This is a genomic window from Longispora urticae, from assembly GCF_053902585.1.
Genome location: NZ_JAQZSH010000013.1, coordinates 1 through 16,399, shown reverse-complemented (window position 1 = coordinate 16,399; position 16,399 = coordinate 1). Strand labels below are relative to the sequence as shown.

Genomic DNA, 16,399 nt, shown 5'->3' with positions numbered 1-16,399 from the left:
GCGACGCCGCCCCGAGGTCTGCTCCGATCGCCATCGGACGACGGCGAGGGTCGGCCCGGCGGCCCGACCCGTGATCCGGTGTCCCATGCCGCGACCGTGGCCCGGCCACCGTGGCCGGATGGAACAAACGCGTCAGGAGGTACCGCGGCCCGTCACGCGGCCGGCACCAGGTCGGCGACGTGGCCGCCGTCCAGCGGCTCCCACGCCCGCGGTCGCGGTGTGGCCACGCTGGGCCGCGCTCGGAGCCACCCGAGCCCGGGCAGCGGTACGGCTCCTCGCGTGGGCTCAGGCGGCGGGTTTGCGGCCCCACGCCGACACCGTCAGGTACGAGGACACGGCGAAGCGCGGATCCGCGAGTACCCGTCGGAACGCGGCCAGGTCCTCGGCCGTCACCCGCCCCGCCCCGACCAGCCGCGCCTCCAGCTGCCACGAGTTGATCTCGTGCAGCCGGGCCCCCGGGGAGCCCGACCGCCACGGTTCGGCGTGCGCCGCCGCGTCGACGTCCACGAGACCGTGCCGGCCGAGCGCGCCGAAGAGCTTGCTGCCCCAGGCCAGGTCGGCGCCCGCCGAGGCCAGGAGTGCCAGCATCGCCCCGTTGACGCGGGTGAACAGGGCCGCCGCCTCCTCGTCGGGTGCGGACAGCACGGGCAGCCACGTGCAGTCGAACTCCTCGAACAGCAGCCAGCCGCCGGGCCGCAACGCCCGGACGAGCTTGGCGAGTACCTGCTCGCGGGCCGGCAGGTGCAGCAGTACCAGTCGGGAGTGGATCAGGTCGAACGACTCCGCCGGCAGCGGGTCGGTCGTGATGTCGTGCGCCAGGACCTCGAACGGGCCGTCGAGGAGGTGCGGCTTGATGTCGGTGGCGACGACCGACCCGGTGGGCCCGACCCGCTCGGCCAGGGTGCGGGCGATGGAGCCGGCCCCGGCGCCGACCTCCAGGCACCGCCAGCCCGGGCCGACACCGAGCCGGTCGAGGTTGGCGACCGTGATCGGGTCCAGGCAGGTCTGCAGGCTGGCGAGCTGGTCGACGGCCAGGTCCTCGGCGTTGTCGAACGCGTACGTGGTCATGGTGGGGCCTCTCCGGTGGCTGGGGTGAGTCTGCCGTCGACCAGGACGGTGACCCGGTCGGCGACGGCGGTGGCGAGCTCGACGTGCTGCTCCACCAGCAGGACGGCGGTGCCGGCGCGGGCCAGTTCCGGCAGCAGCGCCGCCACCCGGTCCGTCACGGCGGTGGCGAGGCCCTCGAACGGCTCGTCGAGGAGCAGCAGCGTGGGCTGGAGCAGGAGGGCGCGGGCCAGGGCGAGCATCTGCTGCTCGCCGCCGGAGAGCCGGTCGGCGCGCTGGGTGAGGCGGTCGCCGAGGCGGGGGAGGAGGGCGAGGACGTCGGCCCGGTCCGGCCCGGCTGAATCCGTGCCCGGCCACGCGCGGCCCGACCACCACCGGCGGGGCGGCGCACCCCTGCGTGCGGCGAGCGCCAGGTGTTCCGCCACGGTGAGGGACGCGAAGACCCGCCGGCCCTGCGGCACCAGCGCCATCCCGGACCGGGCCAGCTGGTGGGTGGCGCGGCCGGTGACGTCCGCCCCGTGCGCGTGCACCGTGCCGGCGGTCGGGCGCACCAGGCCGAACAGCGCGTGCAGCAGGGTGGTCTTCCCCGCGCCGTTGCGCCCGAGCAGCGCCAGGACCGTCCCGGCCGGCAGGTCGAGATCCAGCCCGTTCAGGACGGTGGACCCGGCGTACCCGGCGGTCAGCCCCCGGACCCGCAGCGCCGCCGTCACGGCCGCACCCCCCGCATCCGGGCCCCGCGTCGTGGTCACGGTCGCACCCCGGCGAACGCGTCCCGCACGGCCGCCGACGTCCGGATCTCCGCCGGGGTGGCGGTGACCAGGTGCCGGCCGTTGTCCAGGACGGTGACGGTGTCCGCGAGCCCGTAGACCAGGTCCAGGTCGTGTTCGACGATCAGCACGGTGGTCGAGGCCGGCAGGTCGGCGAGGAGGCGGGCGAGACGTTCGACCTCCGCGGGCGCGAGCCCCGCCGCCGGTTCGTCGAGCAGGAGCAGGCGCGGGTCGGTGGCGAGCGCGGCGGCGAGTTCGACGCACCGGCGTTCGGCGTAGGACAACGCCCCGGCGGTCACCGCCGCCCGGTCGGCCAGGCCCACCGCCGCGAGGGCGTCGGCCGCGCGGACCCGCAGAGCGCGGCGCAGCGCCGGTCGGAGTGCCGCGCGGACCGGCCCCGCCTGCTGGTAGAGGCCGAGGAGCACGTTGTCCAGGGCCGTGAGGGTGGCGCAGGTGGCCGCCTGCTGGTGGGTGCGGCCGACGCCGAGCCGGGCCCGGCGGTGCGGGGCCAGCCCGGCGAGTTCCCGGCCCGCCAACCGGCAACCGCCCCGCGCGGGTGAGGTGCCGGCGATGGCGCCGAGCAGGGTGGACTTGCCGGCCCCGTTCGGCCCGATCAGCCCGTGCCGGCTGCCGGCCGTGATCCGCAGGGACACGTCGTCCACGGCGATGACCGGCCCGAAGGCGACGGTGACACCACTGAGGATCAACACCGGGACCCCCTTTCCGGGTACTGTGCCCCCGGTCGCCGGCGGCCCTCGACCTCCGGGGCCGGGCGGTCCGGGGCGCGGCCGAGGAGGTCTCGGGCCAGGTGGATGCCCGATGGGCCATCGATGTCGAGGCTCGCGCGGAGCAGACCGGGGCGCTCTGGGCCCGGGGTCGGGCGGATCCGCGCTGGATCGGCGAGGTCGGGGCTTGCGCGGGTCATGGCGGGGCGGCCCGGGCCCGGGGTCGGGCGGATCCGCGCTGGGCCGTCGAGGTCCGGCGTCGTGCGGGGCGGGGTGGGGCCTACGGGGGCCGGGGACATCCGGACCCAGGTGGCATGTGGCGGGCGGGTCGGAGTCATGTGCGGGCCCGGCGGAGGGCCGCGAGGCGACGGGGCAGGCCCGCGAGGCCGCCGGGCAGGGCGTACACCGCGACGAGGCAGGTCACGCCGAGCAGGAGTCCGTTGTGCGCGCCGAGCAGGCCCTGGTCGCGGAGCACCACCAGCAGCGCGGCCCCCGCGCACGCCCCCCACATCGAGCCGGCCCCGCCGATGACGACGGCGAGGAGGGCGAGGGCGGACACGTCGAAACCCAGGTCGGCGGGCGAGAAGTAGCGTTGCGCGGAGACCGTGAGCGCGCCGGCCGCGCCCGCCAGACCACCGGCGAGGCCCTGCGCCAGGAGCCGGTACCGGAACACGGGGTAGCCGTGCGCCCGCATCCGGGACGCGTGGTCCCGGACACCTCGCAGGACGAGGCCGACCGGCGACCGGACGAGCGCGGCGACGGCGGCGGCCAGTACCGCGAACACGGCGAGGACGTAGTAGTAGACCTGGCCGTCGAGGGGGAGCGGGGGCAGGCCCCAGAACGGGACCACGTCGCCGATGCCGGCCAGGCCGTCGGTACCGCCGGTCACGGGCGTCCACCGCACGGCGGCCTCGTGCAGCAGTTCCCCCACGGCGAGCGTGACCATGATGGCGACGATCCCGTGCGAGCGGGCCACGACAGTACCCGTCAGAAGGGCCGCGGCCGTGGCCGCCACCACCGCCGCGAGGAGCTGGACCACTCCGACAGGCGTGACGACCCGGGCCACGGTCGCCGCCGCGTAGCCGCCCACCCCGAGATAGGCGGCCTGGCCGAGGGTGGGCAGGCCGGTGACGCCCGTCAGGAGGTTCGCGCTCATCGCGAGCAGGCCGAGGATCAGCGCGTGCGAGAGCATCAGGACCGGATAGGGTCCCAGGACCCAGGGCACGGCCAGCGCCCCGACGACCCCGAGGACAGCGGCGACCCGACGCAGCCCGAGGCTCCGGGGCACGCGGCCCGGAGCCTCGACGCCCCTGACCGCGTGGCCCCGCACCTCGCCGTCGGTGGTTGTGTCGCGCTCCGCCTCACCACCAGTGGCCGCGCCAGGTCGCGCCTCAATGTCCTTGGCCGCGTCAGGCCGCGCCTCGCCACCCGTGGCCCCGTCGGACGGGGCCCCGCCGTCGGTGCCCGCGCCGGGCCCGGCCGGGCGCGCGGGACGGCTTCTCACGGGGCCCGGACCGCGGGGACCAGGCCGCCGGGCCGCGACGCCAGGACGGCGAGCATCACCCCGAACAGCAGAAACGGCGCGTAGGACGGCGCGAGCCGCACCCCGAGGGTCTGCACCTCGCCGACCAGCAGCGCCCCGCAGAACGCGCCGGGCAGGGAGCCCACGCCCCCCACGACGACCACGACCAGGGACAGCACCAGCACCGACCGGTCCACGCCCGGCCCGGCCCCGAGGATCGGCGCGCCCAGCACGCCACCGAGGACGGCGAGGGCCGCGCCGGCCGCGAAGACCCCGCCGACGACCAGGCGGGTGTCGACGCCCAGCGCGCGGACCATGTCCCGGTCGGCGACCGTGGCCCGGACCAGGGCGCCGAGGGAGGTACGGGTGAAGGCGAGGTGCCCGGCGAGCGCGAGGGCGAGGGCGACGGCGATGAACACCAGGCGGTACACCGGATAGGCGTGCCCGAACACGGGCACCGACCCGGCCAGGGCCGCCGGCGGGGAGGCCGGCTTCGCGTCGCCGCCGAACGCCGTGGCGAACAGGTCCGCGGCGACGTAGGCGAGGCCGAGGGTGGCCAACGCCTGGTCGAGGTGGCCCCGGTGCGCCAGGGTCCTGGTCAGCGCGGACAGGGCGAGCCCGCCGAGCACGCCGGCCGCGATCCCGCCGCACACGGCCAGGGCCAGTCCCCGCCAGCCGCCGTCGGCGAGCAGGTAGGACACGTAGGCCCCGGCGAGGTAGAGGACGCCGTGCGCCAGGTTGAGCACGTCCAGGACGCCGAAGACCAGGGACAGGCCGGCGGCCACCGTGTACAGCAGCAGCCCGAAGGCCACGCCGTCCACGGCGGTCACCAGGTAGCCGCTCATCCGCCGACGGTCGCCAGTTCCTGTACCAGGACGTTCGACAGGGTCGCCCCGTCCTTGCGGACCTGTCGCAGGTACCACTTCTGCACCGGGGTGTGCCCGGCGGCGTCGAACTGCCACGGGCCGCGCGGGCTGTTGATCTGGCCGACCTTGCCGATGGCCGCGTTGAGGGTCTGCGAGGTCAGGTCCTTGCCGGCCGCGGCGATCGCCTTGTCCAGCACGGCCGCCGCGTCGTAGGTCGCCATCGCGAAGGTGGTGGGCTGGCCGCCGTACTTCTTCTGGTACTCCGACGTGAAGGTGCGGTTCGCCGGGTTGTCCAGGTCGGGGGAGTAGTTCAGGGAGTTGTAGATGTTGGCGGCCGCGTCGCCCTGCGCGGTGAGTACCCCGCCCTCGGTGAGGAAACCGGCCGCGTACAGCGGCACCTTCCCGGCCAGCCCGAACTGCTGGTACTGCTTGACGAAGTCCACCGCCGCGCCGCCCGCGTAGAACGTGTACACCGCCTTGGCCCCCGACTCGGCGATCGCCGCGAGGTAGGGCTGGAAGTTCTTCGTCCCCGGGAACGGCGTGTACACGGGCTTGCCGTCCGGGTTCGCCAGCTTCCCGCCCGCCTTCGTGTACGCCTCCACGAAGCCGCCGATCTCGTCCCAGCCGCCCTGGTAGTCGGGGCCGATCACGTACACCGGGCCGTCGACGGCCTTGTGCACGTACTCGCCCATCACGAGCCCCGGCTCGGTGCTGATGTAGGACGTGTGCCAGACCCAGGCGGGGTCGGCGAGCTTGGTGGGCCGGCCGTTCGCGCCGACGAGGGGGACCTTGTTCGCGTCCAGCAGGGGCTTGACCGCCGCCACCGAACCCGCGCCGACCACGCCCGCGAGGGCGAGCACCTTGTCCTGCTTGATCAGCCGCTCGGCCGCCGGGCGGGCGGTGTCCGCGCCGTCGCCCTCGTCCGCCGTGACGACCTCCACCGGGTGGCCGCCCAGCTTGCCGCCGTTGAGGGCCAGGTACAACTGGAAGCCGTTGCGCATGTCGTCGCCGACGGATTTGTACACTCCCGACTGCGAGACCAGCAGCCCGATCTTGACGGTCGACGACCGCTCGGCGGCGCCCCCGCCCAGGCTGGAGCCGCTACAACCGGCGGAGACGACGAGCGCGAGCAGGGCCACGAGCGGCCGGGCCGCCGTACTGCGGAGCGAGGTGCGCATGCGACCGTCTCTTTCGGACTCAGGGAGTTGCCGCGAGAGTTGTAACCCGTGGAAGGTGAACGCGTCAAGATCCGGAATGTCAGTGGAATATTCCCGTATTCGCAGACTTCCCCCGCAGTCGGTCATCATGGTAGGACTCTCGGGATCTCCATTCGCCACTGACGCAAGGACCACACCGGTGACCCCGGCACCCACCGCACACCTGTCACGTCGACGTGGCGCCCTCGCCCTGCTCCGCGATGTCCGCATCCGTTCCAAGCTGGCACTCATCCTCACCGTGCCGTTCCTGCTCATCGTCGCGCTCGCGGCGGGCCAGCTCCTCGCCCTCGGCAACCAGGCGGGCCACGCCGGCCAGCTGAGCACCCTCGCCACGGTCAACCGCCAGGTGGCCGGCGTGATCCAGCAACTGCAGCTGGAACGGTCGGCGGCCGCCGCCTCGCTCACCGGGGCCGCCGACGACACGTCCTACCTGGAGCAGACCCGGCGGACGGACGCGGAGATCGCGAAGTACACCGCGCTCGGCCCGCGGCGGCTCCCCGGGCTCACCGAGGGGGCGGCGGCCCTGCTGCGGCGCGTCGACGACCAGGTGCAGGGCCTCGGGCTGCTGCGCCAACAGGTCGCCCCCGCCCGCACCGTGGCGCTGTCGACGGCCGCGTTCCGGTACCGGACGCTGATCGCCGACCTCATCTCCTACCGGGCGTCGCTCGCCCAGGCCGGGGTGCGCCCCGACATCGCCGACCAGATCCGGGCGGCCGTCGCCCTGTCCACGGCCAAGGAGGCCGTCCAACAGGAGCAGGTCGTGGTCCTGCGCGCGCTCGCGTTCGGCCGCCTCGCCCCCGCCCAGCAACGCGACTTCGTGGCCACCACCACCGGCTACTCCGAGAGCCTGCTGGCCTTCAGCTCCGCGTCCAGCCCCGGGCAGCGCGCCCTGCTCGACCAGACCGTGCAGGGCGCGGACGTCCTGCAGGCCCAGCGCTTCGAGGGCGCGGTGACCCGGACCCTGCCGAACACGCCGTTGAAGCTCACCGGCACCGCCACCGACTGGCGGCGGGTGATGTCCGCCCGCGCGGAACTGCTGCGCACCGTCGAGGACCGGGTCGACGCCGACGTCATCGGATCGCTGTCGGCCTACCGCGCCGACCAGACCCGCCAGGCTGTCACGTCCGGCTCGATCGTGCTCGTGGTCCTGGTGCTGGCCGTGCTCGTCGCGCTCGGGATCGCCCGGTCGATGCTCGTGCCGCTCCGGCAACTGCGCGAGGGCGCGCTGACCGTGGCGTACACGTCGCTGCCGGCCGCCGTGGCCCGGCTCCGCGAACTCGACGCGCACGACGCGACCTCCCAGCGCCGGACCGCCGTGGTCGAGTCCCCGATCGACATCACCGGCCGCGACGAGATCGCCCAGGTCGGCGAGGCGTTCAACGTCGTGCACCAGGAGGCCGTGCGGATCGCCGCCGAGCAGGCCGCGCTGCGCGCCGGGATCTCCCGGCTGTTCGTCAACCTCGCCCGCCGCAGCCAGCTCCTGGTCGACCGGCTGATCGGGCAGCTCGACCGGCTCGAACAGAACGAGAAGGACCCCGACCAGCTCGAGGCCCTGTTCGGCCTCGACCACCTGGCCACCCGGATGCGCCGGAACAACGAGAACCTGCTGGTCCTCGCGGGCACCGAGGGCGGCCGGACCGGAGCCCGGCACACCCCGCTGTCCGACGTGGTCCGTGCCGCGCAGTCGGAGATCGAGCGCTACACCCGGGTCGAGGTCGGCGTCACCGACGCGGGGGTGGACCTCCTGCCGCACGCCGTCAACAACGTCGTGCACCTGCTGGCGGAGCTCCTGGACAACGCCACCAGCTTCTCCCCACCGGACACCACGGTCCTCGTCGAGGGCCGGCGGGTGTCCGACGAGGTCGTCGTCACCATCGAGGACCAGGGGCTGGGCCTGGAACCGGAGCAGCTCGCCGAGCTGAACACCCAACTGGCGCACCCGCCGGCGATCGACACGTCGGTCCGGCTGCTGGGCATCATCGCCGTCGGCCGGATCTCCACCCGCCTCGGCATCACGGTCCGCCTCCGGGCCCGGCCCGGTGGCGGCACGATCGCCGAGGTCCGGCTGCCGCGGGACCTGTTCGCCACGGGCGCCCGACACTCCCGGACCGTTCCCGACCAGGCGGCGCGGCCACGGCCGGCGCGGGTGCCGGTCGTGCCGCAGTGGGACGTGTTCAGCAGGGGCGTCGCCAGCCTGCGGGCGGCGGGTCGGCCGGTCCCGGACGCCGTGGGTGTGGCGCCGGCCGGGGCCGGGGGCGAACCGGCCGCGCTCCTGGGCGGCCCGGACCCGGCGGCCCATCCGGGCCATGAGGTGATGCCGGCGGCCCGCCCGGGCCACGAGGTGCTGCCGGTGGCCCGCCCCGGCCACGAGGTGCTGCCGGTGGCCCGCCCGGGCCATGAGGTGCTGCCGGTGGCCCGCCCGGGCCATGAGGTGCTGCCGGCGGCCCACCCGGGCCACGAGGCGGGGCTGCTCCCGGAAACCCGCCCGGTCCCGGAGGCCAACCCGGCCCACCGGAAGGAGCCGGTTCAGGCGGCCCACCAGGCCCACCCGGTGGAGCTGGCCCCGGAGTCCCGCCCCGCCCACCGGCCGGAGCCGCCCGCCGGAGCCGACCCCGCCCACCCGGCGGACCCGGTGCCCCTACCCCCTTCCGGTTCGTCCCCTGCCGGATTCGACGCCGACGCGACCAGGGAGCTCCCGATCTTCCGCCAGGTGGAAACCGCCTGGTTCTCGCGCGGGGCCACATCGACCGTCCCGACCCAGCGCGACACCGCCTGGGCCGCGGCCGATCCCGGCTGGGCGGCGGCGCGGGCGGCGGCCGAACCCCGACGGGTCGAGGACACGACGGCCGGCCTGCCCCGGCGCGAACCCATGGCCCACCTGGTCCCCGGCCGGGCCGACGCCGAGGCACCCGACGTACCGATCACCCGGACCGCCGACGCCATGCGGGCGTCACTGGCAGCCTTCCAGCTCGGCGCCATCCGCGGGCGCGTGTCCACCGAAGTCCCAGCACCACCCGCCGAGGAGCACCGACCATGACAGCCGCCAGCGACACCACGAACCTCGGTTGGCTCCTCGCCGACCTCGCCGACCGCGTCCCCGGCGTCGCGCACGCCACGGCCGTGTCCGCCGACGGCCTGCTGATCGCCGCGTCCGAACAGTTGCCGGACGGCCGGGCGGGTCAGCTGTCCGCGATCATCGCCGGCCTGGTCAGCCTCACCTACGGGGCGACCCGGGTGATCGAGTGGGGCGACGTCGTGCAGAGCGTGGTCGAGATGGACAAGGGTTTCCTGTTCCTGATGGCCATCGGGGACGGTTCGACCCTGGGGGTGCTCGCCGCGCACGGCTGCGACGTGGGCCAGGTGGCGTTCGAGATGGCCCGGTTGACGGCCCGGGTGGGCGGCAGGCTCGACCCGTCCCCCCGGCCGAGGCCGTAGGCGCCAGCCGCGCGCCACGCCGGGTCCGACCACGCCGAAGTCCGACCACGCCGAAGTCCGACGACGCCGAAGTCCCGACCACGCCGGGTCCGACAACACCGGGTCAGACCACCCCGAGCCGGCCGCCGGCGGACTGTCAGCACCGCGCGGCGGCCGCCGGTGCCGGTGGCGGGCTGTCGTTCGGTGCCATCACGGCCCCGATCTCCCGGAACAGCCGGTCGCTGGCGTTCGCGTAGTGGCCCTCGCAGTCGAACGCGCCGGGCAGGAACGTGACGGCCACCGAGATCGCGACCTTGCCGGCGGGCAGGTAGGCCATGGTCGCCGCGTACCCGCCCAGGAGGGGGTTCTGGAGCAGCCAGTTGCCGGAGCGCACCACACCCAGGCCGTAGTTGTACCGGGCCTCCTGGGTGAAGCACGAGGGCACACAGCTGTCCAGCCGCTGGCCGAAGCCGATCAGGCGCTCGTCCGTCATCGCGTGGTAGCTCGACTGCGACAGGATCCTTCCGGTGCCGACCGCGATGGCCGTGCGGTCCAGGTCCTCGATGGTGGAGGTCTGGCTGGCCCCGGTCGGGGTGCCCCAGTCGGCGTTCCAGGAGGTGGTCTCCTCGTAGAACGGCGTCCCGGACGCGATGCCCAGTACCTGGCGGCGTTCCGAACTGAACGCGTGCAGCACCGGTTCGGGGATCGCCGCGGTGTCGGCGGCGGTGGTGTGGGTCAGCCCCATCGGCCGGAGCACCTTCTCGCGGAGGAGCACGTCCAGCGGCTCGCCGCCGACCTTCGCGAGGACCTCGCCGAGGACCATGAAGTTGGTGTGCGCGTAGCTCCAGTTGGTGCCGGGTGCCGACACCTGCGGCCGGCTGAACGCGATCCGTACCCGCCGGTCGAAGTCCCAGGACTGGAACGGGTCGGCGTAGAAGGCCCGCTGGAACACGGGGTCGGTCTCGTAGTCCGGGTACCCCGACGTGTGGTTCGCCAGCATCCGCAGCGTGACCTTGTCGGCCTCCGGCAACGTCGGCAGCCAGCGCCCGACCGGATCGTCGAGGCCGACCTTCTTCTCGTCGACGAACTTCAGCAGCAGGGTACTGATGTACGCGAACGCGACCGCGCCGTTGCGGAACCGCATGGCCGTGGTGGCCGGTACGCCGGTGAGCGACTCGCCGAGCGCCTCGGTGGCCACCTCCTTCCCGTCGACGGTCACCCGGAGGAGGACTGCCCGGAGGTTGCTCTTCGCCATGTGGTCCCGGGCTAGGGCGACGATGGCGTCACCCTGGGGGCCGCGGGCCGGGCCGGTCGGAGGGTTCCTGTCCCCGGTGCAGCCGGGGAGCGTGGCCGCCACCGCGACCGCGACCACAGCGGAGCACCACAGCCGACGTGTCCGACTCATCGCGACGCACCCCCGTACGGGCACCGGAGCACCAGGTCCGAATTACGCCATTCCTACCATGGGACAGCCACCCCCCAGGGTCCGATCGGCGAAAGCGGCCGTGGTCGGGATCCGTGGGCCACGGCGACGGTGTCAAGGCGGCGGCTGGCCGCCCGGGTGGCGAGGCGGGTCGTCGAGCTGCCCTTCGGGCGGGCGGTCGGCGCTTTCCGGGTGCTCCGGCGACGGGGGCCGCAGGCGGGGCTCCGGTGGGGTCGGCATCGGCCCGAAGCCCCGGTAGAACGCGGTGGGCGGGGCGGGTTCGGGTGCCGGTCCGACACCCAGGTGGACCTGTGCCGTCGGGGCGACCGGTGCCCCGACATACCCCGGGTGAGCGGGACGTGGTCGCCGGGCAGCCCGGTTCCCGAAGAGCCGCCCGGCGACCACGGACAGCCCCGTGCCCACCGCCGCCGCGCCCAGCGCCGTCCACGCCGCGCGCGGGTAGCCGTCGATCGTCCCGACGTTCCACGCGTGGAACGGCAGGTAGACGCCGACCCCGGTCGCGACCGCCGTGACCGCGGCCACCGCGAATCCGACGGGACGCAGCCCACGGGAGGAGACGCTGAACCCGGTGGCCAGGGCCGACCCCACGAGCAGGGCGACGGCCCCGGTCAGCAGGGACGCGACGTTCATGGGGAAGTCCGCGTTCCACCCCAGGAACAAGATCAGAGAGCCCACGGCGACGACGGGTACGGGCGACACCGAGCCGGCCCCCCACCGGTCGCCGCGCCGCCGTCCGGTCAGCAGCGCCGCCGCCCAGGCGAGCAGCGCCAGGCCGACGGCGAGGCCGGTCTCCGCCCGGATCGCCGGACCGCCGGTCAGCGACGGTGCGCGATTCCCCGACACCCGAACCCCCTCACTGTCGGTGTACGCGGGGAAGCCGACCCGTGTCCAGGTGCCGTGCCGGTCGCGCAGGAGGAGCCCGTCGCGCTGGTTGCCGACCGCGACGACGTGCTCGCCGCCCGGCAGCGGGAGGACGGCCACGGACGTGGAGGCCAGCCTGGGGCTCGATTCCCGGTACGCGGGCGGGTAGGCCCGGCGCAGATGTTCGAGCCTGCCGGCCGGTACCTCCCAGGCGAGGGTCCAGGTCGCGCCGTCGGTGGAGGCCTCGACCCGCAGGTGCTCGCCGTCGACCCGGTAGCAGTGGCCGGTGGGGGCACAGGCCGTGTGGGGCGGATCCGGCTCCGGCTCCCCGGGGTGGGACGAGGACGGACACGCCGGCCCGGAGCACCCCGGCGTGGGGGCGACCCTGGCCAGCCGGTGCCAGCGGGTGCCGTCCGAACTGCCCAGGTAGCCGAACCGCAGCTGGCCGTTGACCACGGACACGTCGTAGGTCGGCGGACGGTACGCCGAGGTGGCCGCCACGGACAGCAGGCAGAAGGGCAGCACGACGAGTACCCGCAGGAGCCGGGTGGCCCGCTCGGGCTCCGGCCGGTCCCGTACCCGCGTCCACACCCACCAGGACAGTCCCAACGCCGGCAGCGCCCACAGGTCCGTCGGGTCGGCCAGTACCCGCGACGGCCCGCCCAACGCCCCCCACAGCTCCGTGGCCACCGCAGCCCCGGTACCGCTCCCCTTCACCAGCGTGAACCCGACTCCCGTGACCGGCACCGCCCACCGGGCCGGCAGGACCAGCGCGACGAGGGCCGGAGCCAGGACCAGCCCCGCGACGTCGGACAGCTTCCCCGTGGCGGGCCCCGGGAACGACGACTTCAAGAGATGGTCGTTGAGTACCAGCAGGAGCCCTGCCACCAGGGTGACCGGGTGCGCGAGCCAGGCGAGGGCGCGGGACATGCGCGTCATCCTGCCGTTCCGACATCGCGGCCGGATCTCCGGACGGCGACGATCGTGCCCGCGCCCCGGGGACCCGCGCCGGGAGTCGCCCGCGTCCCAGGCGCCGGGGCGCACCCGGTGGACGACGGCGCCCCGCACGTGCGGCGACCCGTCGGCGGGCAGCGGGCCGGTGGCGCCCGCCCGGGCCTGGGCACCCCCGTCATCCGGCACTACGGTGGCGGGGTGACGGAGATCGAGATCGTGGCGCGGGCCGCCGTCGGAGCGCGCGTCGAGCGGGTGGTGTGCCATCCGACGCTCGGGCTGTTCGCCAGCCTGGACGCGGCCCGCCCCGCCGTGCGGGTCTGGGAGGCTGGCCCGGGGCGGCTGCTCGAGCTGGACAGCCTCGGAGCCGAGGCGCCCGACTACCCCGGGGACGGGTGGGGGCGGTTCGCCCTGACGCCTTCGGTGGCCTGGCATCCACGGCTGCCGGTGCTGCTGGTGGCCGCCGCCGGCCGGGTGAGCCGCTGGACACCCGACGGCGTGTCGGAGCTGACGGGCCTGCCGCCCGGGGCGGCCTACCGGACGGTGGCGTTCAGCCCGGACGGCGACACCCTGTGGGCGACGCCCGCCGCCGACGGGCGGGAGTGCTCGGACGCGGTGGACCTGGAAACCGGGGAGGTCCGGACCGGTCGCTGGTGGGACACCGGGGTGGCCGTGCACCCGGCCGGCGGTCTGGTGGTCACGCTGTGCAGTGACCAGGGTGGGACCCTCGGGATCTTCGCGAGGGTGGAGCCGGGCCGGCCGGCTTCGATGCGGATGTCGGACCGGGCGCTGGTCATGGACGCGGACGCCTACGCGATCCCGGTGTTCAGCCCGGACGGACGTTTCCTCGCGGTCCGGGGCAACGCCTACGTGCAGAGCCTGGAGGTGTTCTCCTTCCCCGAGCTGGAATCCGTGGCGAAGGCCGAACTCGACGACCCGGACCCGGCCTGGTCGCGGCACGACATCGCCTTCGACGCCCGGGGCGTGCTGTGGATCGGCACACCGGACGGGACCCTGCTGGAGGTCGACCTGGCGACCCGGGAGACGACCGAGCACGCCGGGCCAGGCTCGCCCGTGACCTCCCTGGCCACCACCGCGACCGGCGACCTGCTCGTCGCCACCGCGGGGGCCGGGCTGGTGCTGGTGTCCGCGCCGGCCGGGCCGCCGCCGCGGGCCTCGACCGGGCCGGTCGTGGAGTTCCTCGCGGGTTCGTCCGACGCGCCCGACGACGGCGACCTGCACGAGCATGTGGTTCTCACCGACGGCGAGCGGAACTGGGGACCGTCGGACCGGGACGAACTGACCGCGGCCGAGGACTCCGACCCGATGTGGCTCCGGCACCGAGCGGCCGTGAACAACGCCCTGCGGGGGAACTGGGCGGATCCTGACGGCGCTGGGGCGTCGGATGCGCCGCAGGCCCGCTGACCAGGCCCGCGGTCCTGCTCGCGCCGACCCCGACCCCCGTGAAGGTGGACATACCGCCCAGTGGTTCACCGGGTGGTAACGGCTTCGTGACAACCTCCGCCGGCCCCTTGGCGCGTACGGATCGAGTGATGAGACTCGGTAGCCCCGACGCGTGGAGCGCAGAAGATGGACTTCGACGAGGACCTGACCTTCCCTGGCCTGCATGAACGGCTCCAGGACCCGGTCGAGCGGCAGCACTGGGCGGCGCGCTTCCACGCCATCCGGGCCGAGTTCGGCACCGAACGGGCGTTCTCTCTGACGGCGAGCCGGGCCGTCGCGCACAACGGCGTGCCGGAGTTCCAGTTCGGTGTGGAAGCGGTGCTCGCCGCGCTGGCGGCCGACGAGAACCGGGACTGGTAACCAGGCGTTCCCTCGCGTGCGGCGACGCCCCACGCTGCCGTCGGTGTTGGCAGCTCACCAGGGCCTACGATTCCGCATACAGTGTTCGCGAAGGAGGACGGCGACGTGCCCGACAGCATCTGGCTACGGCCCGAGCGTGCGGCACGGGGGCCGGCGCCGGAGCACAGCCGTGAGGAGATCGCCGGCACCGCCATCGGCATCGCCGACGCGCAGGGCCTGCCCGCCGTCACCATGCGGGCCGTCGCCGGCGCGCTCGGCTCGGGTCCGGCTTCGCTGTACCGGTACGTGGCGTCCCGCGACGAGCTGCTCGAACTCATGGTCAACGAGGTGCACGGCGAGCTGGACTACGCCCGGCTCGGCTCCGGCGACTGGCTCGCCGACCTGCTGGTCCTCGCGCACGAGAGTCGCGCCGGGTACCTGCGGCACCCGTGGATGATCGAGCTGGCCAGTACCCGGGTGGCGGTGGGCCCGCGCGCCATGGACTTCCTGGAGCACGCCCTGGCCGCGATGTCGACCCTCGACGTGGCCGCCGTCACCAAGCTGGAGACCGTCGGGCTGCTCGGCGGGATGGTGGTCATGTTGACCCGCGCGGAGTTGGGAGACCAGCAGTCGCCGGAGGTCCAGCAGGCCCGGGCGGCCTATGTGGGCGCGGTCGCCGCGGAGGGGCGGCATCCGCACCTCGCGGCCGTGGTCGTCGCCGCGGCGTCCGGACCGGCCGCGCCGACGGAGCCGCTCTTCGACCGGGTGATCACCCGGATGTTGACGGGGCTGCTCCGCGCGGAGGGCTAGGGCGGTGGCGCACCGGTCGGCGGCTCCGCCGACCGTGGTGGGGCGGCCCCGAACCCCAGCCCGCTGACGGCCGCCCGACCGGTCGGTACCGGATGAAGGCGTCCTGAAGCAGCGGCCCGACAACGTGCGCGCATCCCGACGTGGAACGAAGCCGACGACGGCGAGCGACAACTCCTTTGCGGACGGTACGCGCCTGACGTAGTCTTTCTACTGCGAACGCTGATCGCAGAAAGCGTGGGTCCTCCGACGCGGCAGGCCATCGGCGGGGCCGGGCGGCCGCGGACACGAGGAGAGGCGAGCCGCCGAGGCCAGGTCGGTCCCACTGACACCGGGGTCGCAGGACCGTTCGCAGCTCTCGCACCGGCCGGCACGGCCCGTGCTCTCGGAGACAGGGGAGACAGCGATGACCACAGCGGTTCAGTCGGTCGCGGCGCGCGCGTCTGATGTGTGGAAGGTGTACGGGCAGGGCGAGGCGCAGGTGATCGCGTTGCGGGGCATCAACGTGGAGTTGGCCCAGGGTCAGTTCACGGCGATCATGGGCCCGTCGGGTTCGGGTAAGTCGACGTTGATGCACTGCCTTGCGGGTCTGGACACGGTCACGCGCGGTGATCTGTTCGTGGGTGACACCCAGGTCAACAAGCTGTCCGACAGCGGTCTGACGAGGCTTCGTCGGGACAAGATCGGGTTCATTTTCCAGCAGTTCAACCTGCTGCCCACGCTCACGGCGCAGGAGAACATCCTGTTGCCGCTGTCGATCGCGGGGCGCAAGCCCGATCAGGCCTGGTACGACACGGTGATCAAGACGGTGGGCCTGGAGGACCGGCTCAAGCACAAGCCGACGGAGTTGTCGGGTGGTCAGCAGCAGCGGGTGGCCTGCGCCCGCGCCCTCGTGTCGCGTCCGGACGTCATCTTCGCCGACGAGCCGACCGGTAACCTCGACTCGCGTTCGGGCGC

14 protein-coding genes are annotated in these 16,399 nt (G+C 74.3%); 6 read left to right on the top strand and 8 right to left on the bottom strand.

Annotation, left to right across the window (positions count from 1 at the left end):
- Positions 1-285 precede the first annotated feature (285 nt).
- The 6 genes from PT931_RS07120 to PT931_RS07095 form a co-directional block, all read right to left on the bottom strand.
- On the bottom strand, positions 286-1,068 hold the full coding sequence (locus PT931_RS07120) for a methyltransferase domain-containing protein (protein WP_456244875.1): 783 nt from the start codon (positions 1,066-1,068) through the stop codon (positions 286-288).
- On the bottom strand, positions 1,065-1,814 hold the full coding sequence (locus tag PT931_RS07115) for an ABC transporter ATP-binding protein (protein WP_456244874.1): 750 nt from the start codon (positions 1,812-1,814) through the stop codon (positions 1,065-1,067). Before PT931_RS07115 ends, PT931_RS07120 begins: the two co-directional genes overlap by 4 nt.
- Positions 1,811-2,542 (bottom strand): ABC transporter ATP-binding protein, encoded by a 732-nt coding sequence (locus tag PT931_RS07110; protein WP_456244873.1) that lies wholly within the window; start codon positions 2,540-2,542, stop codon positions 1,811-1,813. Before PT931_RS07110 ends, PT931_RS07115 begins: the two co-directional genes overlap by 4 nt.
- A gap of 349 nt (positions 2,543-2,891) precedes the next feature.
- Entirely contained in the window at positions 2,892-4,061 is a 1,170-nt protein-coding gene (locus PT931_RS07105) for a branched-chain amino acid ABC transporter permease (protein ID WP_456244872.1), read from the bottom strand.
- Positions 4,058-4,924, bottom strand: coding sequence for a branched-chain amino acid ABC transporter permease (locus PT931_RS07100; RefSeq protein ID WP_456244871.1), 867 nt, complete (start codon positions 4,922-4,924; stop codon positions 4,058-4,060). Before PT931_RS07100 ends, PT931_RS07105 begins: the two co-directional genes overlap by 4 nt.
- On the bottom strand, positions 4,921-6,123 hold the full coding sequence (locus tag PT931_RS07095; protein WP_456244870.1) for an ABC transporter substrate-binding protein: 1,203 nt from the start codon (positions 6,121-6,123) through the stop codon (positions 4,921-4,923). The genes PT931_RS07100 and PT931_RS07095 overlap by 4 nt, the downstream gene beginning before the upstream one ends.
- Positions 6,124-6,301: 178 nt before the next feature.
- Between PT931_RS07095 and PT931_RS07090 the strand changes: the two genes are divergently transcribed.
- Together PT931_RS07090 and PT931_RS07085 are read left to right on the top strand one after the other, a co-directional pair.
- Positions 6,302-9,199 carry a nitrate- and nitrite sensing domain-containing protein gene (locus PT931_RS07090; RefSeq protein WP_456244869.1) on the top strand — a complete coding sequence of 966 codons (2,898 nt, stop codon included), beginning with the start codon at positions 6,302-6,304 and terminating at the stop codon, positions 9,197-9,199.
- The gene (locus tag PT931_RS07085) at positions 9,196-9,597 is read left to right on the top strand and encodes a roadblock/LC7 domain-containing protein (protein ID WP_363721856.1); all 402 of its coding nucleotides are present in this window, start codon (positions 9,196-9,198) and stop codon (positions 9,595-9,597) included. Before PT931_RS07090 ends, PT931_RS07085 begins: the two co-directional genes overlap by 4 nt.
- A gap of 136 nt (positions 9,598-9,733) precedes the next feature.
- On the opposite strand, the gene PT931_RS07080 is transcribed toward PT931_RS07085, so the two are convergent.
- Positions 9,734-10,981, bottom strand: a complete 1,248-nt coding sequence (locus PT931_RS07080) for a serine hydrolase domain-containing protein (RefSeq protein ID WP_456244868.1) — start codon at positions 10,979-10,981, stop codon at positions 9,734-9,736.
- A gap of 132 nt (positions 10,982-11,113) precedes the next feature.
- Positions 11,114-12,811: a hypothetical protein gene (locus tag PT931_RS07075; RefSeq protein ID WP_456244867.1), complete on the bottom strand. Its 1,698-nt coding sequence runs from the start codon at positions 12,809-12,811 to the stop codon at positions 11,114-11,116.
- Positions 12,812-13,033: 222 nt separating this feature from the next.
- On the opposite strand from PT931_RS07075, the gene PT931_RS07070 reads away from it, so the two are divergent.
- From PT931_RS07070 to PT931_RS07055, 4 genes are all read left to right on the top strand, one after another.
- Positions 13,034-14,257: a hypothetical protein gene (locus PT931_RS07070; RefSeq protein WP_456244866.1), complete on the top strand. Its 1,224-nt coding sequence runs from the start codon at positions 13,034-13,036 to the stop codon at positions 14,255-14,257.
- 165 nt (positions 14,258-14,422) lie between these two features.
- Complete coding sequence (locus PT931_RS07065; RefSeq protein WP_456244865.1) at positions 14,423-14,656, top strand: hypothetical protein; 234 nt, start codon at positions 14,423-14,425, stop codon at positions 14,654-14,656.
- An 81-nt stretch (positions 14,657-14,737) separates the two neighbouring features.
- Positions 14,738-15,445, top strand: coding sequence for a TetR/AcrR family transcriptional regulator (locus tag PT931_RS07060; RefSeq protein WP_456244864.1), 708 nt, complete (start codon positions 14,738-14,740; stop codon positions 15,443-15,445).
- A gap of 403 nt (positions 15,446-15,848) precedes the next feature.
- Positions 15,849-16,399 (top strand): ABC transporter ATP-binding protein (locus PT931_RS07055; RefSeq protein WP_456244863.1); only part of this gene is annotated, 551 nt, incomplete at its 3' end.

Coding starts and splice junctions, on each gene's coding strand:
- PT931_RS07120 (WP_456244875.1), bottom strand. CDS start 1,068: ATGACCACGTACGCGTTCGACAACGCCGAGGACCTGGCCGTCGACCAG.
- PT931_RS07100 (WP_456244871.1), bottom strand. CDS start 4,924: ATGAGCGGCTACCTGGTGACCGCCGTGGACGGCGTGGCCTTCGGGCTG.
- PT931_RS07095 (WP_456244870.1), bottom strand. CDS start 6,123: ATGCGCACCTCGCTCCGCAGTACGGCGGCCCGGCCGCTCGTGGCCCTG.
- PT931_RS07085 (WP_363721856.1), top strand. CDS start 9,196: ATGACAGCCGCCAGCGACACCACGAACCTCGGTTGGCTCCTCGCCGAC.
- PT931_RS07080 (WP_456244868.1), bottom strand. CDS start 10,981: ATGAGTCGGACACGTCGGCTGTGGTGCTCCGCTGTGGTCGCGGTCGCG.
- PT931_RS07075 (WP_456244867.1), bottom strand. CDS start 12,811: ATGTCCCGCGCCCTCGCCTGGCTCGCGCACCCGGTCACCCTGGTGGCA.
- PT931_RS07065 (WP_456244865.1), top strand. CDS start 14,423: ATGGACTTCGACGAGGACCTGACCTTCCCTGGCCTGCATGAACGGCTC.